Source organism: Cryobacterium sp. 10S3, from assembly GCF_034344045.1.
Classification (GTDB): domain Bacteria; phylum Actinomycetota; class Actinomycetes; order Actinomycetales; family Microbacteriaceae; genus Cryobacterium; species Cryobacterium glucosi.
The window spans coordinates 2,017,093-2,041,735 of sequence record NZ_CP133773.1; the positions used below are offsets into that span (position 1 = coordinate 2,017,093).

The following is a 24,643-nucleotide window of genomic DNA, read 5'->3' on the forward strand; positions in this document are numbered from 1 at the left end:
GCAGCGAACCGAACCGGGCAACCGGTCGCCACGCGAACGGCCTGCGCGTGCAGAATAGAGGGGTGACGGCCTCAACCACTCCCGCCCTCGTCGGCATCGCCCATGGCACCTCGTCCGCGGCCGGGCAGGCGGCCGTCGCCGGGCTCATGGCTGCCGTGACCCTGGCGGAACCCGAGCTCCTCACCGCCCTCGGCTATGTCGACGTCCAGCAGCCTGACGCACCCTCGACGCTGGCGACGCTCCCGGCCGGTGTGCCGGCCGTCGTGGTCCCGTTGCTGCTGTCCGCCGGATACCACGTCTACGTCGATCTCACCGATGCCGTGACCGGCGAAACCGAGGCCTCCGCGCGTTCGGTCATCCTGACCGAGGCGCTCGGACCCGACGACCGCCTCATCAAGCTCCTCCGCGAACGACTCGACGAGGTCGCACTCCACGCCGACGACTCGCTCGTGCTCGCGGTCGCGGGCTCGAGCGACGCCCGCGCAGTCGCCGCGTGCCGCGTCGTCGCCGAGCGGCTGTCCCTCGCCGCCGGACGCCATGTCGCCCTCGGTTTCCTGTCCGCCGCGCGCCCACGCCTCGCGTGCGCCATCACGATCGAGCGGATCCTGCGGCCCGGCCGTCGGGTCGTGGTGAGCAGTTATCTGCTGGCCCCTGGCTTCTTCCAACGGCTGGTCGAGAAGGCAGGAGCGGATGCCGTCACGGCGCCCCTGCTCCTCCCCACCGAGCCGGCGAGCCCGCTTCTCGTCGCCGTCGTCACCGACCGCTATCGCACCGCACTCACCGCCGCCTCCGCCGACTGACCGTCTGCACCTCAGGACACGACTCCCCGTCCCCAACAAATAACACAACAGTTATTGCGCAATAGTTGTTGTGGAGATAGCGTGGCGGCATGTCTCCTGAAACCGGTGGTACCGCACACCTCACGAGCGCAGCATCCATGCGCGTCCTGGCTCACCCGACCCGGCTGCGTCTGCTCGGCCTCCTGCGCGAGCTCGGCCCCCAGACCGCCGCCCTGCTCGGCGACATCGTCGACGAGGCCCCGGGCACCGTGAGCTACCACCTGGCCAAACTCGCGTCCATCGGTTTGATCCAGGAGGCCGCGGACGTTGGCACCGATCGCCGCGAACGCTGGTGGCGGTCGAGCCACGCGCTCACATCCTGGGAGCCGGCGGACCTGCTCGGCGACCCCGCGGCACTGGCAGCATCGACCGCTCTCCAGCGCGCGATCGTGCAGATCTACGCCGCCAACTTCACGCACTACCTCGACAACGTGCCCGCTCTTCCCGTGGACTGGGTGCGTGCAGCCCCCAGTTCCGACCGAGGGCTGCGCCTCACGGTCGCCGAGCTCGCGGAGCTGCGGAAGGATCTCGAGGTCATCACCGAGAAGTTCCTGGCACTCAGCGCCGCCCACACCGAAGCGGACGGCTCCGAGCGGGTCAGCCTGGTGTACCAGGCCTACCGAACCCCGTGACGAAGACCGTCGCGACCACCCGCGCGCTGCGGTCTCTCACCGCACTGCTCGCGGCGCACGTCGTGTCTCAGACCGGGAACGTCGTCACTCTCTTTGCGGTTCCGTTCTATGTGCTCGCGACGGGCGGAACGGGGATCGAGGTCGGCACCGCGGCATTCTTCGCGACGGCGCCGGTCATCATCGGCGGCCCCCTCGGCGGGGTCGTCGTCGACCGGATCGGCTACCGGCGCGCCAGCATCCTCGCCGACCTGATCAGCGGGGTGACCGTTCTCGCCATCCCCGTCCTCGCGCTCACGATCGGACTCCCGTTCTGGGGCCTGCTCGCCCTGGTCTTCCTGAGCGGCCTCCTCGACACCCCCGGCCAGACCGCGCGGCGGGTCCTGCTGCCCGCGTTCTCTGCCGAGGCGCACGTCCGTCTCGAACGCTCCGTCGGGTTCCTCGACGGAGCCGAACGCCTCGCCCGCCTCCTCGGCGCCCCGCTCGGCGGCATCCTGATCGCCGGCATCGGCCCCCTGAACGCCCTCTTCGTCAACGCGGGCACCTTCGCGCTCTCGGCGATCATCACCTGGCTGTTCGTCGCGCGTCCCCTCACCGGCGAGCGGATGCCCGCCGCGGCCGAGCTCCCGGCAAACGATGGCTACTGGTCGGCACTCGCTGGGGGTTTCCGGTTCGTCACGCGCGATCCGCTCCTGCGTGCGGTCGTGCTCCTGGTTCTCGTCACCAACGTGTTCGACGCCGCCCGCGGCTCCTCCCTGCTTCCGCTCTACGCCCACGATTCGTTGGGCGGCGCCGCGGCATTCGGGGTACTCGTGGCCGTGATGGGCGGAGGCGCGCTGCTCGGAACCGTCGTCTTCGGGTTCTTCGCGCACCGGCTGCCGCGACGGGTCACGTTCTCGGTTTGCTTCGCCCTCGCCGGAGGTCCGTCTCTCTTCGCGTTCGCGGCCGGACTCCCCTTCCCGTGGCTGATCGCGGCGACAGCCCTCTCCGGCGTCGCCGCGGGTGCCGTCAACCCGATTCTCGGCACGGTCGAGTTGGAACGAGTACCAGAGGGCATGCGCGCACGGGTGTTCGGGCTGATCAACGCCGGGGCCTGGGCCGGCGTACCTGCAGGGGCCCTGCTCGGCGGAATCGGCGCCGACACCGTCGGTCTGCAGGCCTCCTTCTTCATCATCGGCGTGCTCTATGTGGTCGTCACCCTCCTGCCGCTCGGCATCCCGGTCTTCCGGGAGATGGAACCGCGCCCGTTTTCGCAGCACGCGCCCGCCGCTTAGGGTGCGGCCTGCGAAGACAGACGCGGCGGTCGGCGGCACGGAACAGTGGCGGCGCCGGCGAGACGCGGCTAACGGCGCACGCGATAGGTGAGGATCGCGAACTGGCCCTGGGCCGTCGCACTCACGAGCTCGAGGCGGTCGGACTCCACCCTCCTGGGCAGCAGCGGTGCCCCACCGGGCAGGGCGACCGGCGCCACCGAGAGCATGATCGTGTCGAGGGCGTCGGCATCGAGGAACTGGCCGGCCAGGTCGCCCCCACCGACCACCCACACGTCTTTCTCCCCCGCAGCGGCGAGAATCGCCGGCAGTGCCGCAGCGACGTTCCCGCGCACAAAACGCACGTCTGCCCCGTCCGGCGTTGGCAGGTCGCGCGAGGTGAAGACGAACGTGGGACGGTCGCCGTAGAACTCCCGCCACTTGTGCGGATTGGCGAGCAGCTCCTCCTCACGCAGCACCCACTCGTATGTCGTGGAGCCCTCCACGACAACGCCGATGCCGGCGAGAAAGAGGTCCTGGTCTTCGAGTCCCGCCGTGTCGACGGCGAAGAGCCAGCTCAGCGAATTCGACTCGTCCGCGATGAAGCCGGTGAACGAGGTCGCCGTGTTGTAGATCACCTGGGTCATGGGGCGAGACTATGCCCACCCTCCGACAGCGGACAGGGACCAGAACAGGACAGGGGCCGTTACGGCAACGACCGACACTATAGGAGCGGATGCCGCCAGACGCATCCGTGTGACGCTCTGCTACGGTGCATGACTGGTCGTTACGACGCACACGAGTGATTCCACCTCATTCTCGATAGATTCTTTCAACGCACCCCGGCTCACGCTGCTCTATGGCTCGCGCTGTGCCGGCGCCGAAGGAGGATCCCGTGTCACCGAACCAGACCGAAGCGGCCACGCCGGCCAGGCCCCACCGCCAGGCCGGCCGTCCCAACGGCCAGTGGAAGGTGGACGGAACCGCCCCCCTCAACGGCAACGAAGCCTGGAAGCAGGAGGACGGCGGCCTGAGCGTCCGCGAGCGAGTCGAGAACATCTACTCGAAGCAGGGTTTCGATTCGATCGAGGGGACCGACCTGCACGGCCGGATGCGCTGGTGGGGCCTCTACACGCAGCGGAAGCCCGGTATCGACGGCGGCAAGACCGCGACCCTCGAGCCGCACGAGCTCGAAGACAAGTACTTCATGTTGCGGGTGCGCATCGACGGCGGCCAGCTCACGACCACCCAGCTCCGGGTCATCGGCGAGATCTCCCATGAATTCGGCCGCGACTCCGCCGACCTCACCGACCGGCAGAACATCCAGCTGCACTGGATCCGGATCGAGGACGTCCCCGAGATCTGGACCCGCCTCGAAGCGGTCGGGCTGCAGACCACGGAGGCCTGCGGCGACGTACCCCGCGTCATCCTCGGCTCCCCCGTCGCCGGCATCGCCGCGGACGAACTGATCGACCCGAGCGGGCTGATCACCGACATCACCGCACGCTACATCGGCGACGAGAGCCTCGCGAACCTGCCGCGGAAGTTCAAGACGGCCATCACCGGAAGTCCCAGCCAGGACGTCGTGCACGAGATCAACGACATCTCCTACGTCGCGGTCGAGCACCCCGAACTCGGCGTCGGCTTCGATCTCTGGGTCGGCGGCGGCCTTTCCACCGCCCCACGCCTCGCCGAGCGGCTCGGCGTCTTCATCACTCCCGACCGGGTCGCCGAGGTCTGGCACGGCGTCGCGAGCCTGTTCCGCGATTACGGCTACCGGCGCCTGCGCAACAAAGCCCGCCTCAAGTTCCTGCTCGCCGACTGGGGACCCGAGAAGTTCCGGAAGATCCTCGAAGACGAGTTCCTCGATTCATCGCTGCCCGACGGCCCGGCCGCCCCGCCGCCCACCCGCGCAGGCGACCACGTCGGCGTGCACAAGCAGACCGACGGCCGCTACTACATCGGTGTCACCCCGTTCGTCGGCCGCGTCTCCGGCCCGACCCTGCTCAGCCTCGCCGACCTGCTCGAGGCGAACGGCTCGACCCGGTTGCGCACGACCCCGCACCAGAAGCTCGTGCTCCTCGACATCCCGGAGGAGAACGTCGAATCCCTGATCGTGGCCCTCGACGAGATCGGCCTCGCCGCGCGCCCGAGCCTGTTCCGCCGGTCGACGATCGCCTGCACGGGCATCGAGTATTGCAAGCTCGCGATCGTCGAGACCAAGAAGTCTGCGACGGATGCCGTGCTCGAGCTCGAGAAGCGGCTCGCGTCCATCGACGTCCCCCAGCCGATCAGCCTGCACGTCAACGGCTGCCCGAACTCCTGCGCCCGTATCCAGACGGCGGACATCGGGCTCAAGGGCCAGCTCCTCCCCGACGGGAACGGCGGTCAGGTCCCCGGCTTCCAGGTGCACCTCGGCGGCGGCCTCGCCTCGCAGGACCGCGAAGAGGCCGGTCTCGGCCGAACCGTCCGCGGCCTCAAGGTGACCGCTGACGACATCGCCGACTACGTCGAACGCATTGTGCTCCGCTTCCTCGCCGACCGCGGCGAGACAGAGACCTTTGCCGTCTGGGCGCACCGAGCCGACGAGGAGGCCCTGCAATGAGCGACACCACAACCGGAACCGGAACCGGACCCACGACCGTCACCACGACGGCCGTCGCTCCCCGGCGGAGCGCCGAGGAACTCAAGGCGCTCGCCGCCCGCGGAGCCGCTGAGCTCGGCGAGGCCGGCTACGCCGAGGTCGTCGCCTGGGTCGCGGCGAACTTCCCCGTCGCCCACGTCGCCGTCGCGTGCTCGATGGCCGACGCCGTCCTCCCGCACGTCGTCGCCGCGCAGCTGCCCGGCGTGGACGTGCTCTTCCTCGACACCGGGTACCACTTCGCCGAGACCTACGAGACCCGCGACACCGTCGCCCGGCTTCTCCCGGTGCGGATCGTCGACGTGCTCCCCGCGAAGACCGTCCCGGAACAGGACGCCGAGCACGGCGCGGAACTCTTCAGCCGCGACCCGAACCTCTGCTGCGCGATGCGCAAGGTCGAACCCCTGCAGCGCTCGCTCACGGGCTACGAACTCTGGTTCACCGGCGTGCGACGCGACGAGGCACCGACCCGGGCGAACACCCCGCTCGTGACCTGGGACGAGCGCAACGGCCTCGTCAAGGTCAACCCGCTCGCGGCGTGGAGCTTCGACGACATCCTCGACTACGCCGGCTACCACCAGGTTCCGGTGAACCCGCTGCTCGAGCAGGGGTACCCCTCCATCGGCTGCGCGCCGTGCACGAAGCCCGTCGCCGCTGGCGACGATCCCCGATCCGGACGCTGGGCGAACCTGGCCAAGACAGAATGCGGGCTCCACGAGTGAACGCCGTCACGACAGCCACGACCACCACGACCGCCATGACATCCGCGCCGCCCGTGCAGGCGGCCGGGAGCCACCGGCTTTCCCAGCTCGACGTGCTCGAGAGCGAGGCGATCCACATCATCCGTGAGGTCGTCGCAGAATTCGAACGTCCCGTCCTGCTGTTCTCCGGCGGCAAGGACTCCGTCGTCGTGCTGCACCTCGCCGCGAAGTCCTTCTGGCCCGGCAAGGTGCCGTTCGGGCTGTTGCACGTGGACACCGGCCACAACTTCCCAGAGGTCCTCGCGTTCCGGGACGCGACGGTCGCGCGCCTCGGCCTCCGCCTCACCGTCGCGAAGGTCCAGGACTACATCGACGACGGCCGCCTGCAGGAGCGCGCCGACGGCACCCGCAACCCGCTTCAGACGCTCCCGCTCCTCGACGGGATCGCCGCAGGCCGCCACGACGCGGTCTTCGGCGGCGCCCGCCGCGACGAGGACAAGGCCCGCGCGAAGGAGCGCATCCTCTCGCTCCGCGACGAATTCGGCCAGTGGGATCCCCGCAACCAGCGCCCCGAACTCTGGAACCTCTACAACGGCCGTCACACGGTCGGCCAGCACGTGCGCGCGTTCCCGATCAGCAACTGGACGGAGTACAACGTCTGGCGCTACATCGAACGCGAGGGCATCGAACTGCCGCCGCTGTACTACGCCCACGAGCGCGAGGTCTTCCGCCGCGACGGCATGTGGCGGGCGATCGGCCCCGTCTCAGAGCCGCGCCCGGGCGAAGCAGTCGAGACCCGCACCGTCCGCTACCGCACGGTCGGCGACATGAGCTGCACCGGCGCCGTCGAATCGGACGCCGCATCCGTCGCCGCCGTCGTGCGCGAGGTCGCCCTCTCCACCATCACCGAACGCGGCGCGACGCGCGCCGACGACCGCATCTCCGAAGCGGCCATGGAAGACCGCAAGAAGGACGGGTACTTCTGATGACTCAGGCACTCCTCAGCCCGGCGGATGCCGGCACCCACGACGGCGCAGACGCCCCGGGAACCCTGTTCCGGTTCGCGACCGCCGGCTCCGTCGACGACGGCAAGTCGACCCTCGTCGGGCGTCTCCTGCACGACTCGAAGGCGATCCTCGCCGACCAGCTCGAGTCCGTCACCCGAACGTCCACGGAGCGCGGCTTCGGCGGCGACGACGGCGGCATCGACTTCGCGCTGCTCACCGACGGCCTCCGCGCCGAACGCGAGCAGGGCATCACGATCGACGTCGCGTACCGCTACTTCGCGACAGCGCGCCGCTCCTTCATCCTCGCCGACTGCCCCGGGCACGTGCAGTACACCCGCAACATGGTCACCGGCGCTACGACGGCCGACGCCGTGATCATGCTCATCGACGCGCGCAAGGGCGTGCTCGAGCAGACCAGGCGGCACCTCTCCGTGGTGTCCCTGCTGCGCGTGCCGCATGTGATCATCGCGGTCAACAAGATCGACCTCCTCGACTACGACGAGTCCGCGTTCGCAGCGGTCGCAGCATCGGTGCGCGCCGTCACGGCCGATCTCGGCCTCGGTGCCGTGCACGTGCTGCCCGTCTCTGCGCTCGTCGGAGACAACGTCGTCGACCGTTCGCCACGGACCCCCTGGTACGACGGGCCGAGCCTGCTCGAACTGCTCGAGAGCCTCCCGGTCGTCGACGAGGTCGAGACCGCGATCGAGGCGTTCCGGCTGCCCGTTCAGCTCGTGCTCCGGCCCCAGGGCGCCGTCGCCGTCGCACCGGAGGATGCCGACTCCTTCCGCGACTACCGGGCGTACGCCGGGCAGGTCGCTTCGGGCACCGTCCGGGTCGGCGACAGCGTGAGCGTCGCCCCGGGCGGGGCGACGACCGTCGTGACCGGCATCGACTTCGCCGGCATCGAACTCACCGAGGCGTTCGCACCGATGTCGATCGCCGTGCGCCTCTCCGACGACCTCGACATCGCCCGCGGTGCGGTCATCGGCGCAGCGGGCACCCTGCCCGAATCGACCAGGGAACTCACCGCCGCGTTGTTCTGGCTGGACCCGCGGGCACTCAGGCCGGGCGACCGCACCCTGGTCAAGTTCGGCACGAACACCGTCCAGGCCCTCGTAGCCGCCGTCACCGGGCGCCTCAACCTCGACACGCTCGAACTCGAACCGGCCGGCAGCCTCGAGGTCAACGACATCGGCGAGGTCGGCCTGCGCCTCGCGGCTCCGCTGCCGATCGAGACCTTCACCGAGAACCGCCGTTCCGGCGCGTTCCTCGTGATCAACGCGCAGGACGGTGCCACCCTCGCCGCAGGGATCGTCACCGGCTCTGGAGCACGGTGAGCGCCGTGTCCGTGACAGAGCGCGACCGCACCGACGGTTCAGGGAACCGGCCGCAGGGCATCAGCGTCAGCACAAACACCGCGCCTGCCGCGGTCGTCGCAGCGGACGTCGAGACCGCGATCCGGGTCGAGGGACTGTCCAAGCGGTTCGGCAAGGCCGGACCCGTGGTGCTCGACAACATCAACCTCACGATCAAGCCGGGCGAATTCGTCTGCCTGCTCGGCGCATCCGGATGCGGCAAGTCGACCCTGCTCAACATCATCGCCGGCCTCGAACACCCGTCGGAGGGCACCGTCACGGTCGCGAGCGGGAAGAGCGCCGTCATGTTCCAGGAGTCGGCCCTGTTCCCCTGGCTGACCGCGAGCCGCAACGTGGAACTCGCCCTCAAGCTGCGCGGGGTCCCGCGCGGCCGGCGTCGCGGCGAGGCACTCGAGCTCCTCGACCTGGTCAACCTCGCGGATGCCGCGAACAAGCGCCCGCACGAGCTCTCCGGGGGCATGCGGCAGCGTGTCGCCCTCGCCAGGTCACTCGCGCAGGACCGCAAGGTCCTGCTGATGGACGAGCCCTTCGCCGCCCTCGACGCGATCACCCGCGATCTGCTCCACGAGGAACTCGAACGGGTCTGGCATGAAACCGGCCGCACGATCGTGTTCGTCACGCACAACGTGCGCGAGGCCGCACGGCTCGGGCAGCGGGTGCTGCTGATGTCGAGCCGTCCCGGCCGGATCAGGAACGAGTGGCGCATCGAGGACAACGGTCCGCGCCGGATCGAATCCCCGGAGGTTTCCCGCCTCTCCATCGAGATCACCGACCACCTCCGAGAGGAGATCCGCCGTAATGCCGCCTGAGACCCGTTCCGAGACCATCACCCCCGGCTCCCTGGAGCCCGACGCCGCGTCCGGCTCCTCGGTGAGCACCCGGGCGGACTTCCGTACGCTCGAAGCCGGGCTCGACGCCCTGCAGACGTCCCCCCTCGTCGAGAAGGGCCCGTGGCGCCGGTTCGCCGACGGCGTCCTGCCGCCGGTCGTGCTCCTGCTCGCCCTCATCGCGGCGTGGCAGTTCTATATCGTGATCGCCAAGCCGCGCCCCGACCTCACTCCCGGTCCGCTCGACGTGCTCACCTCGATCACCGACCTCTGGTCGACCGGTCACCTGCAGACGGCTGTGGTCACGAGCCTCTCCCGCGGCGGGATCGGGTTCCTGATCGCCGTCGCGATCGGAACCCCGCTCGGCCTTCTCCTTGCGGAGTGGCGGCTGCTCCGCCGCGCGCTCGGACCGCTGCTCTCCGGGCTGCAGGTGCTTCCTTCCGTCGCCTGGGTGCCCGCTGCGATCCTCTGGTTTGGCCTGAGCGATGCGACCGTGTACTTCGTCGTGCTGATGGGCGCCGTCCCCTCGATCGCCAACGGGCTGGTCGCCGGCGTCGACCAGATCCCGCCGCAGCTGCGCCGCGTGGGCACCGTGCTCGGCGCGAACCGCTTCGAGATGGCCACCCTCGTCGTGCTGCCCGCCGCGATGCCCGGCTACCTCGCGGGCCTCAAGCAGGGCTGGGCCTTCTCCTGGCGGTCCCTGATGGCAGCGGAGATCATCGCCGTCGGCGGCTCGATCGGTTTCGGCCTCGGTTCGATGCTGCAGCAGAGCCGCGAGCTCGCCGACCTGCCCGGGGTGCTCGCGACGATCCTGGTGATCCTGTTCGTCGGCATCCTCGTCGAGCTCGTGCTCTTCGCCCCGGCAGAACGCCGGTTGCTCCGCCGCCGCGGCCTCTACCTGACGGCCGGCCGGTGAGCCCCGACACCGTGCGCCCCGGCACCGTGCACCTGGTCGGTGGCGGACCCGGCGATCCCGGCCTGATCACCGTGCTCGGCCGCCGGCTGCTCGACGAAGCGGATGTCGTCATCGCCGACCGGCTCGGCCCGCGCTCCCTGCTCGGCGAGCTCGATCCCGGCGTTCTCGTGATCGACGTCGGCAAGCTGCCCGGCCACCACCCTGTGCCCCAGGACGAGATCAACGCACTCCTCGTCGAGCACGCCCGTGCCGGCCGCCGGGTCGTGCGCCTCAAGGGCGGCGACCCGTACGTGCTCGGTCGCGGCGGCGAGGAAGCAGCGTACTGCCGCAGCAACGGTATCCCCGTCGAGGTCATCCCCGGCGTCACGAGCGCCATCTCGGTGCCTGCTGCGGCCGGCATCCCGGTCACCCATCGCGGGGTGGCGAACGGGTTCACCGTCGTGACGGGCCACGAGCTGCTTCCGTCCCTGCCAGGGGGCAGCGACCACACCGTCCTGCTCCTGATGGGCATCTCCGGCCTCGCCGCCTCCGCGGCGATGCTCGCGGACGGACCCCGCGGCGGAGACTGCCCGGTCGCCATCATCGAGGACGGCTACGGCTCGAACCAGCGGGTCACCTTCGGAAGTCTCGCAACCATCGCCGGACTCGCCGCCGAACGCGGCGTCCGCTCCCCCGCCGTCGTCGTGGTGGGGGACGTCGTCACCCTGAGCCCGCTCCACCCCCGGTACAGCAACCAGCTCGCGTCCGACGAACCCCGTTCCGGCCGGCTCATCCCAGAACCATCCCGAAAGGCTTTTTCATGACCCCCCATACTCTCCGCGTCGCCATCATCGGCGCCGGTCCCGCGGGAATCTACGCCGGCAACATCCTCGGCAAGGCCGTGCGCGACGCCGGCGGCACGATCGGCATCGACCTCTTCGACACCCTCCCCGCTCCATACGGCCTGATTCGATACGGCGTCGCCCCCGACCACCCGCGGATCAAGGGCATCGTCACAAGCCTGCACGAGATGCTCGATGCCGGCACCATCCGGTTCCTCGGCAACGTCGGCTACGGGACCGATCTGGGCCTGGACGACCTGCGGGCCCACTACCACGCAGTCATCTTCGCGACCGGGGCGATCCGCGACGCGAAGCTGCCGATCCCCGGCACCGAGCTGCCCGGCTGCTTCGGGGCCGCCGACTTCGTCTCCTGGTTCGACGGACACCCGGACGCCCCGCGCGACTGGCCGCTCGACGCCCACCAGGTCGCCGTGATCGGCAACGGCAACGTCGCCCTCGACGTCGCCAGGATGCTCGCAAAGCATGCGGACGACCTGCTGCCCACCGACATCCCCGAGAACGTCTATTCCGGCCTGGCCGCCTCGGCAGTCACCGACGTGCACATCTTCGGTCGACGCGGGCCTGCCCAGGTGAAGTTCACCCCGATCGAGCTCCGGGAGCTCGGCGCGGTGCCGGACGTCGACGTGATCGTCTACGAGGAGGACTTCCCGAGGGACGAGGCCTCCGAGCAGTTCCTCGCCGCGTCCAACAACCAGGTCAAGGTGATGAGCCGCACCCTGAACGGATGGCTCACGAAAGAACCGAGCGGGGCCTCGCGCCGCCTGCACCTGCATTTCCTGCATTCTCCGCTCGAGGTCTACGGCACCGAGAGTGTCGAAGGCATGCGCTTCGAGCGCACCGCGCCCGATCCCGCCAACCCCGGCGGTGTCACCGGGACAGGTGAGATCCTCGACTACCCGCTCCAGGCGGTCTACCGCGCCGTCGGTTACCGCGGCAGCCCCCTCGCCGAGGTGCCTTTCGACGAGACGCGCGGCGTGATCCCGAACGACGGCGGTCGGGTCCTCGACCCGGCCGCGCGGCCCATTCCCGGCCTGTACGCCACCGGCTGGATCAAGCGTGGCCCCGTCGGCCTGATCGGCCACACCAAGAGCGACGCGCTCGAGACCGTCACGCGGCTCGTCGAAGACCTCAGCAACGGCCTCCTGCCGGAGCCGGTCGAAGACGACGCGGACGCGATCCTGGCCGTGCTCTCCGCCCGCGGCATCCGCTTCACCGAATGGGACGGCTGGCTCGTGCTCGATGCCCACGAACGTGCCCTCGGAGCCGCGGACGGCTCGGCGGCCGATCGTGAGCGGGTCAAGGTCGTTCCGCGGGACGAGCAGGTCGACATCAGCCGGTCCGTGGAACTCGTCGCCTCGTGACGTACGTCATCGCGCTGCCGTGCGTGGATGTCAAGGACCGCGCCTGCGTCGACGAGTGCCCGGTCGACTGCATCTATGAAGGCGAACGGTCCCTGTACATTCACCCCGACGAATGTGTCGACTGCGGTGCCTGCGAGCCGGTCTGCCCGGTCGAGGCGGTCTACTACGAAGACGACCTTCCCGAGCAGTGGAGCGAGTATTACCGCGCGAACGTGGACTTCTTCGAGGAGATCGGGTCGCCGGGAGGCGCGGCCAAGACCGGTGTGCTGACGTTCGACCACCCGCTGATCGCGGCGCTGCCCCCGCAGGCCTGACCGGGCGCCACCGACCGGGCGCCACCGACCGGGCTACAGTGGTGGCATGTTCGGTGGCGGGTTCGGTGGGAGCGAGTTCAACGCGCTCTCGGCACGGACCGCGGCGTGCGTCGCCGCCTGCGACGCGCTCATCGCCGCGAGCGAGGACTGCGCTGACGCCTGCCTGGCCCAGTCCGGCGACGGCGATGTCACCGCGTGCTTCCTCGCCGACCTCGACTGCATCGAAATCTGCACCACGACGAGCCGGGTGCTGTCCTGGCACACCCGGACAGACGGGACGACCGCCGCCTCCATGCTCGACACCTGCATGGAGGCGTGCCGCTCCTCGTCCATCGCCTGCGAGCGGATGCTGCAGCACCGGCCGGACTGGACGAGCTGCGCCCCCGAGTGCCGCAGGGTCACCGACGCCTGTGCGGAGGTACTCGCCCTGCTGTGACCCGGCCGTGACGCGGGGGCCACTGTCCCGGCCTGTCCGCGGTTCAGGACGCCCGTTCCTCCTCGCGCACGATCCGCTGGCCGACGACCGCCGATACCCCGTCCTGGCGCATCGAGACACCGTAGAGGGCGTCGGCGATTTCCATCGTGCGTTTCTGATGCGTGATGATGATGAGCTGGCTGGCCTCGCGGAGGCCCTGGAAGATCGTGAGCAGCCGGCCGAGGTTGGCGTCGTCGAGGGCAGCCTCGACCTCGTCCATGATGTAGAACGGGCTCGGGCGGGCCTTGAAGATCGCGATCAGCAGCGCGACTGCGGCGAGGGAACGCTCCCCGCCGGACAGCAGTGAGAGCCGCTCGATCTTCTTTCCTGCCGGCTTGACGCTGATCTCGATGCCGGTCGTGAGCAGGTCGTCGGGATCGGTCAGGCGGATGCTGCCAGACCCGCCGGGGAACAGGACGGGGAAGACCTCGGCGAAGGCCAGGCGGGTGTCCTCGAAGGCGCTTCCGAAGATGGCGCCCATCGTGACGTCGAGGTCGTCGATGATCGTCAGCAGGTCGGCCCGGGTGTTGGTCAGGTCGGTGAGCTGCTCGGTGAGGAATTTGTGCCGCTGCTCGAGCGCGGCGAATTCCTCGAGGGCGAGCGGGTTGATCCTGCCGAGTTGGGCGAACCGGCGCTCGGCGGAGGCGTGGCGGCGCTGCTGCTGCTCGCGGTCGTAGGCCACCGGCTCGCCATCCGGGTCGTCATCGGGCGGCACCGGCTGGTCCGGACCGTATTCCGCGACGAGGATATCTTCGACGAGGCCCAGTTCGCTGCCGGCGCGTTCGAGGAGGCCGGAGAGGTGCAGCTTCTTCTCGTAGATCTGCAGTTCGAGGCCGTGCACGCTCTCGGTCACGGCCTGCAGTCGGCTGCGGAGGGCACCGTCCTCGCGGCGCAGGGCCGCGAGTTCCTCATTCTGGCTCAGGCGCTCGGCCTCGGCGGTGGCGAGGCGGAGGCGTGCCTCGCTGACGGAGACGTCGACCGCGGCGAGCACGGCGGGGAGCGCTTCGGCGACGCGGGTCGCGGCATCCACCTGGCGACGGCGGATGACCGCACGCCGGGCGGCGGCCTCGGCTGCGGCCTGGTCGCGCTCGAACTGCCTCGCGAGGCCTGCGGCGCGGGCCTCACCCGAGCGCACGCGCTCGCGCGCGGTCTCGACGCGGAGCCGCGCCTCGACCTCGTGTTCGCGCGCAGCTTCGAGTTCGGCGTGGAGCGCGTCACGAACCGAAACGTCGAGGATCGGGCGGGGGCGGGACAGCAGGGTGACGAGACCGGCCTTGGTGCGCTCGGCCTCTGCTTCCGCACCGGCGACGGCCTGTTCGGCGACAAGGACGCCGGCGGAGATGCGCTCGAGCTCCGCCGTTGCGGCCTCGAGCCGCACCGTTGCCCGGTTCGTCTTCTCTGCCTGGGCCGCGAGGCGGGCGTCGAAGGCGCGAAGCGCGGCGAGCGCCGCGACGGACTGGTCCTTGCCGAGGCGGAGCAGGCTGCGCTGCTCAGCGAGGTCGCCGCTGACCTGCTCGATGCGGGATCGGACTTCGCCGAGACGGTCTGCCGCGGTCTCGCGGTCCGCGACGAGTTCGAGCTTGCTGCGCCGGGCCCCGGATCCGCCGCGGAGCACGAACTCGCTCAGCACGTCGCCGGCCCGGGTGATGATCGTCAGCGGAATGCTCGCCGCGCGGGGGCCGGTGGCAGCCGTCCCCGGGGTGGAATGGCCGGACGTGAGCAGGTCTGCCGCGGCCAGGGCGGAGTCGAGGTCTTCGGCGATGACGGTGTTCTCGAGGAGTCCGAGGACACCGGCAGGGGCATCGAGGACAGAGGCGGCCCAGACCAGGCCTGCCCGTTCGGCGAGGCTCGGGCGTGCGTGCGCGCCCGACGCGCGCAAATCGGGGGTTCCGCCGGCAGCATCAGCTGGGGCGCCGTCAGCGTCGGGAGTCGCTGGCGTGGCGAGGATGAGCTCGACCCGGCCGAGGTCGTCCGCCCTGACCCGGTCGAGTGCGGCGAAGCCGGCTGCGCTGTCATCCGCGAGCACGGCATCGGCGAGGGAGCCGAGCGCGGCGGCGATCGCCGCCTCGTAACCGGGATGCACCCGCACGTGTTCTGCGACGAGCCCGCGGATGCCGTCCAGCCGGGCGCCGAGGAGGGCTGAGGATCCGTCCTTCTGGTCGAGGGCCAGGGACAGGGCGCTCGCGCGCGCGGCGAGGGCGTCACGTTCGCGTTCGAGGAGGTGGAGTTCTTCGCGGAGGCGTTCGACTTCGCCCTCCGCGGCGGACACGACGGCCTGGGCCGCCTCGTAGTCTTCGGACAGCCGGGTGTTCCCGTCGGCCGCGCCGGTGTCGCCCGGATCGCCGTTCACCGCGCCGGTCCCTGCGTTCTCCGCGTTCGCCTGCTCGGTCTCCGCTTCCAGGGCGGCGAGGAGGGCCTCTGCTTCCTGCACGCGTCCGGCCGCGGCATTCCGGGTGTTCTGTTGGCGGAGCACGTCGCTGCGGACAGAGGCGAGGCGGGAGGCGGCGGTTTCGGCCTGGCCGCGCAGCTTGGACGCTTCGAGGTCGTGGCGGGAGATGAGCGCGGTCTGTGCGGCGATGTCCTCGTCGACGGCGTCGAGATCGCGGCGCGCGGTCGACGTGGCCGCCCGCGCGGCGGCCCAGGCGGACTCGGCGACGGCGATGCGTTCGGTGAGCCGCACGATCTCCGCCGCGGCGTCCGTGAGCATCGCCGGGGTCACACTCGGGCCGGCGTCGACCGATTCGGACTGGGAACCGAGAAGGGCGAGGCGCTGGTTCGCGAGCGTGTACAGCCCGCGGAGGCGTTCCTGCACGGATTCGAGGCCGAAGCTCGTGCGCCGGGCGGCGTCGACGGCGTCGCCGATCTGGGCCTCCTCGAGGCGGTGCAGGCGCAACTGCTTCTGGTCGAGCTGTTCCTGGAGCACGATGCGTTCGGAGTGCCGTTCGCTCTCGCTGCGGCCGTGGGCGTCGAGGGTCCTGCGCAGGCCGACGACGTCGTCGGCGAGCAGGCGGGCGCGGGCATCACGCACGACGGCGGCGATGGTCTGGGCCTCGCGGGCGATCTCGGCCTGGCGCCCGAGCGGCTTGAGCTGGCGGCGGATCTCCCCGGCGAGGTCGCTCAGCCGGGTCAGGTTGGCCTGCATCGCGTCGAGCTTGCGCAGGGTCTTCTCCTTGCGGCGGCGGTGCTTGAGGATTCCGGCGGCCTCCTCGATGAAACCGCGCCGGTCCTCTGGGCTTGCGCGCAGGACCGCGTCAAGCTGGCCCTGGCCGACGATCACGTGCATCTCCCGCCCGAGGCCGGAGTCGCTCAGGAGCTCCTGCACGTCGAGCAGCCGGCAGCCCTGGCCGTTGATCGCGTACTCGCTTCCGCCGTTGCGGAACAGGGTGCGCGAGATGGTGACCTCGGTGTAGTCGATCGGCAACGCGCCATCCGTGTTGTCGATCGTGAGCGTCACCTCGGCGCGGCCGAGCGGGCCCTTCGTCGAGGTGCCCGCGAAGATGACGTCTTCCATCTTGCCGCCGCGGAGCGTCTTGACGCCCTGCTCCCCCATCACCCAGGCGAGAGCGTCGACGACGTTGGACTTGCCGGAGCCGTTCGGGCCGACGACGCAGGTGACGCCGGGCTCGAAAGCGAAGGTCGTGGGCTGCGCGAACGATTTGAACCCCTTGAGGGTGAGGCTCTTCAAGTACACCGTTGCGCCCTTCCCGTGAGTAGATATCGGCTCTCCCACGGTACCGGACGCAGCCGCCCGGGCCCGGGAGGCGCGGCGCTGCCCGCGGGGGTTTCGGCAGTGCCGACCGGACGCTACTCTGCCTGCATGGACGACCTCGTGCCCAGGATCGAGGAGCTCTCGATCCCGGAGGAGCCGGGTGCCGAGGGCTGGGACGACTTCGTCGCCGCCGCCGAGGTGCACAACACGGTCGAAGCGGATGCCTACGGGACCCACGAGCTGACCGTGACGGCGGAGGAGGCACTCCCGGAGTGGCTCGACCAGGATTGGGAGCCGAGGAGGCTGTTCGTGGTGCGGGCCGCGGACGGTTCAGCTCCTGCCGGCGGGAGCGACGAGGCTGCGGCTGACGCCCCGGCGGACGACCCCGCCGCGGCCGACGTGACCCACATCGTCGCGCGCGGTGTGTGTGAGTTTCAGGGCCCCGGCTCGGAGACTGCGTGGCTTCGCGCCGATGTCCTGCCGGGATACCGCAACCGCGGCATCGGTACCGCCCTGTTCGCGTTGCTCGAGTCGGTCGCCGAGGCCGACGGGTGCGTGAATCAGATCGTCTACGCGGCCTCGCCGGACTCACCGGGCGAACGCCTGGTCGCCCCGACCGGTTTCGGCTCACTGCCGTTGCGGAACCCCGAGGTGCGCTTCCTGCTCCGGCGCGGCTACCGTCTCGAGCAGGTCGAGCGAGGCAACCGCCTCGCACTTCCCTACGACCGCGAGCGGCTGGACCGGCTGCTGCGCGCGGCAGAGAAGCGCGCGGGAAAGGAATACGAGATTATTCAGTGGGACGGCTTCACGCCGATCCGGTGGCAGCCGGACATGGCGATGCTCTACGAAAGAATGAGCACGGATGCTCCCACCGCCGGCCTCGAGGAACCCGCAGAGTCCTGGCCCCTCGATCGGTTCCTCGACAGGCAGGCCCGGCTCGCGGACGGACCACGGACCGTCTACACCACAGCCGTCGTGCACCGCCCGTCCCGCGCACTGGTCGGGTTCACCGAACTCTCCGTTCCCGCTGAGACCGACAGGCCGGTCAACCAGGAGGACACCCTCGTGGTGCGGGAACATCGCGGGCACCGGCTCGGCCTGCTGCTCAAGGCCTGGAACCTGGAGAGCATCCTCCGGAACGAGCCAGGACATCCGTCGGTGATCACCTTCAACGCGGAGGAGAACCGGCACATGCTCGACATCAACGAGGAGCTCGGCTTCCTGCCGATCGGCTACGAGGGCGCCTGGCGGCGGCGCACGCCCCTTACGGACGCGTGAACCCTGGTTGACTCGGTCAGTGGAGGCGCTGGCAGACCGGGCAGAGGTGCGAGGACCTGTTCATGAACTGCTCGCGCACGAGGAGGGTTCCGCACCGCGGGCACGCGGTGCCCTGCCTGCCGTAGACGGCGAGGCTGTGCGAGAAGTAACCGGACTGGCCGTTGACGTTCACATACTGCGCATCGAAGCTCGTGCCGCCCTCGGCGAGGGCGCGCATCAGCACCGTGCGCACGGCGTCGAGCAACCGGATGCCTTCGGTGCGTGACAGGGACGACGCCGGCTGCTCGTAGTGCAGTCCGGCCGCGAACAGGGCTTCGTCGGCGTAGATGTTCCCGATGCCGCTGACCCAGGTCTGGTCGAGCAGCACCCGCTTGATCCCTGAGCCGCGCCGGGCCAGGGCGGCGAGGGCGGCATCCGTTCCGAAGTCGGGGTCGATGAGGTCACGGGCGATGTGGGCGACCTGGTCGGGGATCAGCCCGCTCCACGCACCCGTGCCCGCCCCGGCATACCCTCCTGGCAGTCCGTCGCCGGTGGGCTGCATCCGGTCTATCGCCATGCTGCCGAAGATCCGCTGGTCGGCGAAGTTGAGCCACAGTTCCCCGTGGTCGGGGTGTTCGAGGTGCAGGCGGATGCGCAACTGACGGTCTGCCTCCGAGCCCGGTTCCCGGAGCAGGACCTGGCCGCTCATGCCGAGGTGGATCACGAGGGCGCGTCCGGTGTCGATCGGCAGCCAGAGGAATTTGCCGCGGCGGACGGCGCCGAGCAGGCGATGCCCCTCGAGCTGCGGGGCGAACGGGCCGGTCAGGGGGTCGTGCCTGCGGAGGGAGCGTGGCTCGAAAACCTCAACGGCGGTGACGCGAGCACCGGTCACGGCGGGTTCGACGCCCGCGCGCACCACCTCGACCTCAGGAAGTTCTGGCAAGGAAGCGTCCAGACGATGGTGGCGGTGCCGTCGGATGCGCGGGAATGAGTCGAGCGGACATCGGCCAGGTCAGCGCGGGACGAGCCGGTTCCACGCCTCGAGGGCGGCGGCCATCTCGGCGTGCTTCTTGCTGGTGCCTTCTCCCGTTGCGACGACGATGCCGACGGTCACGGTCGCGATGAACACCTTGGAGTGGTCGGGGCCGCTCTCGGCGATCGCATAGACGGGTACGCCGGCGTCGAGCCGGGCCGCTGCTTCCTGCAGGCTCGTCTTCGGATCCATCGAGACTCCGAAGTGACCAGGGTCGTTGAGCATCGGCGCGATCAGCCGCAGCACGAAAGCCGTGGCGGCGTCCGGACCCGTGTCGAGGTAGACGGCACCGATGAGCGCCTCGACGGTGTCGGCGAGGATCGATGACTTGTCACGACCACCCGTGAGGATCTCGCCCCGCCCGAGCCGAACGTAGGCGCCGAGGCCGAGGCCCCTGGCGATTTCAGCGAGGGCGACACTCGAGACCAGGCTGGCCCGGCGCTTGGCCAGGTCGCCCTCGTCGAGCAGCGGATACGTGCGGTAGAGCATGACCGTGACGGCCTGGCCCAGGATCGAGTCGCCGAGGAATTCCAGGCGCTCGTTCGTGGGCACTCCGCCGTTCTCGTACGCGAAGGACCGATGGGTGAGCGCCAGCCGAAGCAGGCTCTCGTCGATCTGCACGCCGAGCGCGGACACGAGGGCCGAGGGGTCGGCTTCCGCGCCGGTCATCGGGTGACCGGCTGCGGCGTGCCCGGTCATACGGCGACCGCCCCGACGGTACCGCGACGCGACGAGCGGATGTTCCGGGTCAGAAGACGCGGCATCCGTCGGAGGAGCGGTACCTGGGGCGTGTACATCGCCGAATTAAATGTCGGCGACCTTGCGGCCCTTGTATTCCATGAACATCGCGGTTCCGGCGGTGTCGGTGACGACCTTGGCACGGTGCGGGAGGCTGTAGACGACTTTGCCGTTTTCCATGGTCTTGACCAGGGTGGGGGCTTCGGCCTTCCAGCAGGAACGACGTGAGCGGGTGTTGGAGCGTGATTGCTTGCGCTTCGGGACTGCCATGACTACTTCTCTTCTCTTCTATCCGTTTCAGCGCGGATGTCTTCATCCATGCCGATGCTTTCGGAAGCCTGGAAATTCACAAGCGCTGCCCACCGGGGATCGCGCATCTGTTCTGGTTCGAATTCAGGGGAAACGGCAAGCCGCTGCCCGGTCTCGGGGTCGAGACCCGGGCAATCCTGCCGGCAGACCGGCTGGAAAGGCAGTGACAGAACCACTGCATCCCTGATGAGCGGTTCAAGATCCACATGGTCCTCGACAACCGCACACTCATAAGCTTCATCAAGAGAGTACGCGAAAACCTCGTGAAACTCGACTCGGACAGGCAAGTCGATGTCAATCAGGCATCTTCCGCACTCGCCGGACGCGATTCCGGAGATCTGCGCGGACACCAGAAGGCTCTCGTGCAGGGTCTCGAGGCGGATGTTGACGTCGAGCGTCGACCCGGCCTTGACGGCAACGAGTCCCTCGCCGAGGGCGTCGGGAACGATGAGGTCGATGTGGCGCTCACGCATGGTGCCGGGGCGGTTGATGAGGTCACGCACGTCGACCTTGTACGGGGTCTTCTGAAACTTGGTCACGGGGGGAGATTCTACGCGTCCGTGACGGGTGCGCGCCCCCGTTCGCCGAGGAAGAGCCACAGGGACGCGGGAAGGAGGCGCGCACGCCAGCGCACAGCCGTGCTCGCACCCATGCTGATCCTCGTCGAGACCGTGTCGAGGTCGCCGAGGAGCGCCGGTTGCGGCGCCCCGGCGACCGGGCGGCCGTACCGGTGTCGCTCGGCCGCGGCCAGCAACCGGGCAAGTGCTGCACCGGCTGCCGCCCCACCGGTGCCGGTGAGGCCGGGCAGGTCGCCGATCCGCGCCGCGAATTCCCGGGGCGTCTCCGTGGCGCGCACGCTGACCCCGAAGTCGACGGCCGTGTCGACGAGCTCCCGCCAGGCATCGGCGCCCCCTGCCGTGCCCCTGGCGAGGTCCCTGCGCCGTCGTCTGCTCCGAAGCAGGCGGATGCCACCCGGAGCGGCGAGTACGACGACGAGCGCTCCGAGGATGAGCGCAACGCGTCCGGGCGTGCCTGCATCGTTCCCGGGCGTCTTCGCGGCTCCGCTTCCCGTCGACAGGGCCTGGCCGGGGTCGTCGAACGGGCGCGGCGCGGACGACGGCGCACCGGCCACCGTGCCGCCGAGTGGGGTGGACTGACCGGCCGGCTGGGTGTAGCTCGGAACGGTCCCGCGCCCGGGGGTGGGTTCGAACGGCAACCAGCCGATGCCGGTGAAGTACAGCTCCGGCCACGAGTGCAGGTCATGGGCGTCGACGTTGAAACGGTCCCTGCCCTCGATGAAGTCCGAGGAGCGGGAACCGGGCAGATAGCCGATCGCGATGCGCGCCGGGATGCCGAGCGACCGGGCCATCACCGCCATCGCGGAGGCGAAATGCACGCAGTAACCGCGCTTGACCTCGAGGAAGGTACCGACAACGTCGACCCCGCCGCCGTCATAGCCGTCCTCGACCGGTGCGGTGGTGTCGTAGGTGAATTCGCTCCCCCGCAGGTACTCCTGCAGGGCGACGGCAGCGTCATACGGGGTCGTCGTTCCCGATGTCACCGCGCGCGCGGTCTGTTCGATGATCAGGGGGCTGCTCCGGGGCAGGCGAAGGCTCGACTCGACGCTGACCGGGTACCGGCCCGTCGCCGCGCGAAGCTGCTCGGGAGTGGGCTCGAGGGCGAGCGAGGTGACGGTGTATTCCTGGCCCCGGGTGCTGCTGTTCGTGCTCGCAATCGTCCCGGTGGGCCCGTTCCAGTACCAGTCGCCGACGAGCCCGGATACCTTCGTGGCCGCGCCAGGGGTGGGCAGCCAGGCCGAGGCGACCCCGTCGATGACGACCTGGGTGGACTCCTCCGTCGTGGCGACCTGGGCGGAGAGCCCCGGCGGCCGGTCGATTGCGTCGACGGTGTTCCCGGTGTTGGTCGGCTCGAGGCGGGCGGTCCAGCTCGGCCCGACGAACCGGTCCAGGGTGAGCAGCTTGAGGTAGGGCGGCTGAGCGGCACTCGTCCGGTAGTGCAGCGCGGCGCCGGCCTGCGAACTCCGGAGATCCTGCCCGAGGTTGACCATCGCGCTCACGCCGTCGCCGAAGAGCAACGGTCCGGTGGCCCGGCCGCCGACGCGCCCGTCGCCGGGCAGGTTGGGAACCGCGATGCTGAGCACGAGCGCCGTGATGATGCCGAGCCCGCCGATCAGGAAGGCCCCGGTGACGGACCAGCTCCGCCCGGCAGGCCCACGAGAGCCGGCGATCCCGATGCCCTCGCCCGTTCCCGCTGTGACCCCGCCGCGCCGGTCGAGGACGTCGATCCGCAGCAGCAGCAGGAATGCCGCGGCCGTGAGCACGAGGGTCAGTTTCTCCGCACCGTTGTCGAGGATGAGGCCGGGGACGCCGACAGGCACCAGTACGGGCAGCCCAGCGAGCGCCGGCGCCCGCAGAGTGATCGCGAGGGCGTCCATCAGCACGGCGATCACACCGGCCCCGATGCAGAGCAGGAACAGGATGCCGGTCACGGGATCGGCCGGGGTGCCCTGGGACTGCACCGAGGCGATCCCCGATTCGACGAGGGTACGGAACCGGTCGATCGTATCGCCGGTCGGCACGAGCCAGAGCAGCCCTGTTCCGCCGCCGAAGAGCAGGGTGACGCTCCCGACGATCACGCCGGCACCGGCGAGTGGGACGCCCCAGGGCCTGGGGCCGAGTGAGCGGATGCCCGCGGAGACGACGAAGACGGCTCCCGCTTCGACCGCCATCATCCACCACCAGCCGGTGCCCTGCAGGAGAGGACCCAGCGCGGTCATCCCGACGAGCAGGAGCAGCGCGAGCGCACCGGTCACGGGCCAGCGGGAGCCGGAGGAGCGCTTCCCTGTTCTCCGGCGACCAGGCGTTTCCGGTGACGGCGACGGCCTGGCCGTCATCGTCTGCTCTGGCAGGATCCGTTCACGCAGGCTCATGCAGCGCCCCTCTCCCGCCGACGGAGTCGAGCCATGCCTCGGGCAGTGCGATAGCCGAACGCACCGGTATGCACCGCCAGCCGGCCTCCCTGAGCCGCTCAGAGGCATCCGTCGGCAGAGGTTCGAGTACGAATGCAATCGCCGGCCGGGCACTTGCCGCGAGCGCGGCGAGAACGGCGAGGTCGAGGGCTGCCCCGGCGCCGAGTACAGCGAAGGTCGGAAGCGCCCCGCGGGGGACGCGTGAGCGCGGGGGCGCGAGGGGCCCATTGGGTTCGCCGGTGCCGGCGTCCCTGGCTTCAGCAGGGACCTGGAGGATGCCCGCGAGGTCCTCGAGCAGGTGCGAAATGCCGCCTGATCCGCGATAGGAGACCGGATCTCCCGACCCGGCCGTACCTCCCGCACCGTTCCCGGCCACGGGAGAGCCGCCGAGCCCGGTCGCGCCGAGCGGGGCGGCATCGGTTGCGGCCGTGGCACCGTTCGAGGCACGGCCGAGACGGGCAGTTCCGAGTTGGGCAGGGCCGAGCTCGACGACATCGACCCGGTAACCGGCTGCGAGCAGGTGCGTGCAGACGGATGCCGCCACTTCCACCCCGAGCTCGAACGCACTCGCTCGCCGCGCCCGGTCGACCTCGCGAGCGCCCGATTCGGCGGGCGCGAGCGTGTCGAGCACGAACCGCACCCCTGAGTCGCTCCGGTGTTCCTCCTGCCGCACCATGATCTCGCCGTGGCGTGCGGTGGCCGGCCAATTCACCCGGCGCAGCGAATCCCCTGGCCGGTACTCGCGAGCGATCAGCTCGTCCGAATTCTGGTTGAGCAGTCGCTGCCGTTCGAGGGCTTCTCCCCCACCGAGCATGCTCGCGTGCCCCCGGCCGGGAAGGGGCGTCACCCGGGGAGTCACGACCAGTTCATGCCGGCCGCCGACCGCCCAGCGCGCCATCACCAGTCCGAACGGGTCGGACCGGGCGAGCACGACCGGCCCGTACTCGTACCGTCCCCGCGCGTGCGGTGCGAGCGGGAACTCGAGGCGCACGGTCCGGGCTGCCGCGTCAGGGCCCTCGCCGAAACCGTCCCAGCCGCCGCTGCGGCCCCACGCGCCGCCGAGCCCGGAGAGCGGCGGCAACGGGAGATCCCTGGGCATCGGTGTCGTTCCCATCGGGCCGGTCTCGCGCCAGCGCACCCCGGAAAGCGGCTGCACCCCGACGTTCTCGACGGTGAGCAGCTCAGTCGTCTGCCCGCCCGCGGAGACGAGGTTGGGGCGGAAGTCACGGCCGACGCGCACCCGGACGGGTCGGAGGGCCACCGACAGCCCGGCGACGATCGGCACCGAGACCAGCAGGAGGGCGATGAACAGCAGGTCCCGCCGGTTCTCCGAGAATGACACCACCGTCAGCACCGCTCCCCCGCTGAGGAAGGCGCCACCCCGGAGGGTGAGCCGGGGAAACCGAACCGGCCGCGAGGGAGGTCGCCGC

The 24,643-nt window shown here is 70.1% G+C and carries 21 protein-coding genes and 1 pseudogene; 14 read left to right on the forward strand and 8 right to left on the reverse strand.

The window, feature by feature from the left end; translation table 11 throughout:
* Positions 1 to 62: 62 nt before the first annotated feature.
* From RHM57_RS09410 to RHM57_RS09420, 3 genes are all read left to right on the forward strand, one after another.
* Positions 63 to 800, forward strand: a complete 738-nt coding sequence (locus tag RHM57_RS09410; RefSeq protein WP_322189787.1) for a sirohydrochlorin chelatase — start codon at positions 63 to 65, stop codon at positions 798 to 800.
* Positions 801 to 889: 89 nt separating this feature from the next.
* Entirely contained in the window at positions 890 to 1,471 is a 582-nt protein-coding gene (locus RHM57_RS09415) for a helix-turn-helix domain-containing protein (protein ID WP_134447575.1), read from the forward strand.
* A complete protein-coding gene (locus RHM57_RS09420) occupies positions 1,468 to 2,742 on the forward strand; it encodes an MFS transporter (protein WP_322189788.1) in 1,275 nt (424 codons plus the stop codon). Before RHM57_RS09415 ends, RHM57_RS09420 begins: the two co-directional genes overlap by 4 nt.
* A gap of 68 nt (positions 2,743 to 2,810) precedes the next feature.
* Here the strand turns inward: RHM57_RS09420 and RHM57_RS09425 are convergent, their stop codons facing one another.
* Positions 2,811 to 3,365 carry a dihydrofolate reductase family protein gene (locus RHM57_RS09425; RefSeq protein ID WP_134560764.1) on the reverse strand — a complete coding sequence of 185 codons (555 nt, stop codon included), beginning with the start codon at positions 3,363 to 3,365 and terminating at the stop codon, positions 2,811 to 2,813.
* A gap of 248 nt (positions 3,366 to 3,613) precedes the next feature.
* On the opposite strand from RHM57_RS09425, the gene RHM57_RS09430 reads away from it, so the two are divergent.
* The 10 genes and pseudogenes from RHM57_RS09430 (at position 3,614) to RHM57_RS09475 (ending at position 13,139) form a co-directional block, all read left to right on the forward strand.
* A complete protein-coding gene (locus RHM57_RS09430; protein ID WP_322189789.1) occupies positions 3,614 to 5,323 on the forward strand; it encodes a nitrite/sulfite reductase in 1,710 nt (569 codons plus the stop codon).
* A complete protein-coding gene (locus RHM57_RS09435; RefSeq protein ID WP_322135644.1) occupies positions 5,320 to 6,081 on the forward strand; it encodes a phosphoadenylyl-sulfate reductase in 762 nt (253 codons plus the stop codon). The genes RHM57_RS09430 and RHM57_RS09435 overlap by 4 nt, the downstream gene beginning before the upstream one ends.
* 35 nt (positions 6,082 to 6,116) lie before the next feature.
* Positions 6,117 to 7,046, forward strand: coding sequence for a sulfate adenylyltransferase subunit CysD (gene cysD / locus RHM57_RS09440; RefSeq protein WP_322189849.1), 930 nt, complete (start codon positions 6,117 to 6,119; stop codon positions 7,044 to 7,046).
* A complete protein-coding gene (locus tag RHM57_RS09445; RefSeq protein WP_134447565.1) occupies positions 7,046 to 8,404 on the forward strand; it encodes a sulfate adenylyltransferase subunit 1 in 1,359 nt (452 codons plus the stop codon). Before cysD ends, RHM57_RS09445 begins: the two co-directional genes overlap by 1 nt.
* A gap of 119 nt (positions 8,405 to 8,523) precedes the next feature.
* Positions 8,524 to 9,252: an ABC transporter ATP-binding protein gene (locus RHM57_RS09450; RefSeq protein ID WP_322189850.1), complete on the forward strand. Its 729-nt coding sequence runs from the start codon at positions 8,524 to 8,526 to the stop codon at positions 9,250 to 9,252.
* A complete protein-coding gene (locus RHM57_RS09455; RefSeq protein ID WP_134447563.1) occupies positions 9,242 to 10,186 on the forward strand; it encodes an ABC transporter permease in 945 nt (314 codons plus the stop codon). Before RHM57_RS09450 ends, RHM57_RS09455 begins: the two co-directional genes overlap by 11 nt.
* Positions 10,105 to 10,989 (forward strand): annotated as a pseudogene (gene cobA / locus RHM57_RS09460) (uroporphyrinogen-III C-methyltransferase); the annotation flags it as partial. The gene RHM57_RS09455 and the pseudogene cobA, both read left to right, overlap by 82 nt.
* Positions 10,986 to 12,389 (forward strand): FAD-dependent oxidoreductase, encoded by a 1,404-nt coding sequence (locus RHM57_RS09465; protein WP_322189790.1) that lies wholly within the window; start codon positions 10,986 to 10,988, stop codon positions 12,387 to 12,389. The pseudogene cobA and the gene RHM57_RS09465, both read left to right, overlap by 4 nt.
* A complete protein-coding gene (gene fdxA, locus RHM57_RS09470) occupies positions 12,386 to 12,703 on the forward strand; it encodes a ferredoxin (RefSeq protein WP_134447557.1) in 318 nt (105 codons plus the stop codon). Before RHM57_RS09465 ends, fdxA begins: the two co-directional genes overlap by 4 nt.
* A gap of 46 nt (positions 12,704 to 12,749) precedes the next feature.
* Complete coding sequence (locus tag RHM57_RS09475; protein ID WP_134447555.1) at positions 12,750 to 13,139, forward strand: four-helix bundle copper-binding protein; 390 nt, start codon at positions 12,750 to 12,752, stop codon at positions 13,137 to 13,139.
* Between the two features lie 43 nt (positions 13,140 to 13,182).
* Here RHM57_RS09475 and smc read toward each other — a convergent pair whose 3' ends face one another.
* Positions 13,183 to 16,869, reverse strand: a complete 3,687-nt coding sequence (smc, locus tag RHM57_RS09480; RefSeq protein ID WP_322189791.1) for a chromosome segregation protein SMC — start codon at positions 16,867 to 16,869, stop codon at positions 13,183 to 13,185.
* Positions 16,870 to 16,995: 126 nt separating this feature from the next.
* Here smc and RHM57_RS09485 point away from each other — a divergent pair, with 126 nt between their 5' ends.
* Positions 16,996 to 18,165 (forward strand): GNAT family N-acetyltransferase, encoded by a 1,170-nt coding sequence (locus RHM57_RS09485; RefSeq protein WP_322135641.1) that lies wholly within the window; start codon positions 16,996 to 16,998, stop codon positions 18,163 to 18,165.
* Positions 18,166 to 18,181: 16 nt separating this feature from the next.
* Here the strand turns inward: RHM57_RS09485 and mutM are convergent, their stop codons facing one another.
* The 6 genes from mutM to RHM57_RS09515 all read right to left on the reverse strand — a co-directional run bounded on the left by mutM (position 18,182) and on the right by RHM57_RS09515 (position 24,558).
* A complete protein-coding gene (gene mutM, locus RHM57_RS09490) occupies positions 18,182 to 19,087 on the reverse strand; it encodes a bifunctional DNA-formamidopyrimidine glycosylase/DNA-(apurinic or apyrimidinic site) lyase (RefSeq protein ID WP_134447549.1) in 906 nt (301 codons plus the stop codon).
* Positions 19,088 to 19,156: 69 nt separating this feature from the next.
* Positions 19,157 to 19,846, reverse strand: coding sequence for a ribonuclease III (gene rnc, locus RHM57_RS09495; RefSeq protein WP_134448065.1), 690 nt, complete (start codon positions 19,844 to 19,846; stop codon positions 19,157 to 19,159).
* 135 nt (positions 19,847 to 19,981) lie between these two features.
* Positions 19,982 to 20,185 (reverse strand): 50S ribosomal protein L32, encoded by a 204-nt coding sequence (gene rpmF / locus RHM57_RS09500; RefSeq protein ID WP_134447547.1) that lies wholly within the window; start codon positions 20,183 to 20,185, stop codon positions 19,982 to 19,984.
* A 2-nt stretch (positions 20,186 to 20,187) separates the two neighbouring features.
* Positions 20,188 to 20,763 carry a YceD family protein gene (locus tag RHM57_RS09505; protein ID WP_322189792.1) on the reverse strand — a complete coding sequence of 192 codons (576 nt, stop codon included), beginning with the start codon at positions 20,761 to 20,763 and terminating at the stop codon, positions 20,188 to 20,190.
* An 11-nt stretch (positions 20,764 to 20,774) separates the two neighbouring features.
* Positions 20,775 to 23,174, reverse strand: a complete 2,400-nt coding sequence (locus tag RHM57_RS09510; protein ID WP_322189793.1) for a DUF3488 and transglutaminase-like domain-containing protein — start codon at positions 23,172 to 23,174, stop codon at positions 20,775 to 20,777.
* The gene (locus RHM57_RS09515; protein ID WP_322189794.1) at positions 23,161 to 24,558 is read right to left on the reverse strand and encodes a DUF58 domain-containing protein; all 1,398 of its coding nucleotides are present in this window, start codon (positions 24,556 to 24,558) and stop codon (positions 23,161 to 23,163) included. Before RHM57_RS09515 ends, RHM57_RS09510 begins: the two co-directional genes overlap by 14 nt.
* Positions 24,559 to 24,643 lie beyond the last annotated feature (85 nt).

What these genes read in the sequence shown, in the direction of transcription:
- RHM57_RS09415 (WP_134447575.1), top strand. Translation starts at nt 890, where the DNA reads ATGTCTCCTGAAACCGGTGGTACCGCACACCTCACGAGCGCAGCATCC.
- RHM57_RS09425 (WP_134560764.1), bottom strand. Translation starts at nt 3,365, where the DNA reads ATGACCCAGGTGATCTACAACACGGCGACCTCGTTCACCGGCTTCATC.
- RHM57_RS09435 (WP_322135644.1), top strand. Translation starts at nt 5,320, where the DNA reads ATGAGCGACACCACAACCGGAACCGGAACCGGACCCACGACCGTCACC.
- cysD (WP_322189849.1), top strand. Translation starts at nt 6,117, where the DNA reads ATGACATCCGCGCCGCCCGTGCAGGCGGCCGGGAGCCACCGGCTTTCC.
- RHM57_RS09445 (WP_134447565.1), top strand. Translation starts at nt 7,046, where the DNA reads ATGACTCAGGCACTCCTCAGCCCGGCGGATGCCGGCACCCACGACGGC.
- RHM57_RS09455 (WP_134447563.1), top strand. Translation starts at nt 9,242, where the DNA reads ATGCCGCCTGAGACCCGTTCCGAGACCATCACCCCCGGCTCCCTGGAG.
- RHM57_RS09465 (WP_322189790.1), top strand. Translation starts at nt 10,986, where the DNA reads ATGACCCCCCATACTCTCCGCGTCGCCATCATCGGCGCCGGTCCCGCG.
- RHM57_RS09475 (WP_134447555.1), top strand. Translation starts at nt 12,750, where the DNA reads ATGTTCGGTGGCGGGTTCGGTGGGAGCGAGTTCAACGCGCTCTCGGCA.
- RHM57_RS09485 (WP_322135641.1), top strand. Translation starts at nt 16,996, where the DNA reads ATGGACGACCTCGTGCCCAGGATCGAGGAGCTCTCGATCCCGGAGGAG.
- rnc (WP_134448065.1), bottom strand. Translation starts at nt 19,846, where the DNA reads ATGACCGGCGCGGAAGCCGACCCCTCGGCCCTCGTGTCCGCGCTCGGC.
- rpmF (WP_134447547.1), bottom strand. Translation starts at nt 20,185, where the DNA reads ATGGCAGTCCCGAAGCGCAAGCAATCACGCTCCAACACCCGCTCACGT.
- RHM57_RS09510 (WP_322189793.1), bottom strand. Translation starts at nt 23,174, where the DNA reads ATGAGCCTGCGTGAACGGATCCTGCCAGAGCAGACGATGACGGCCAGG.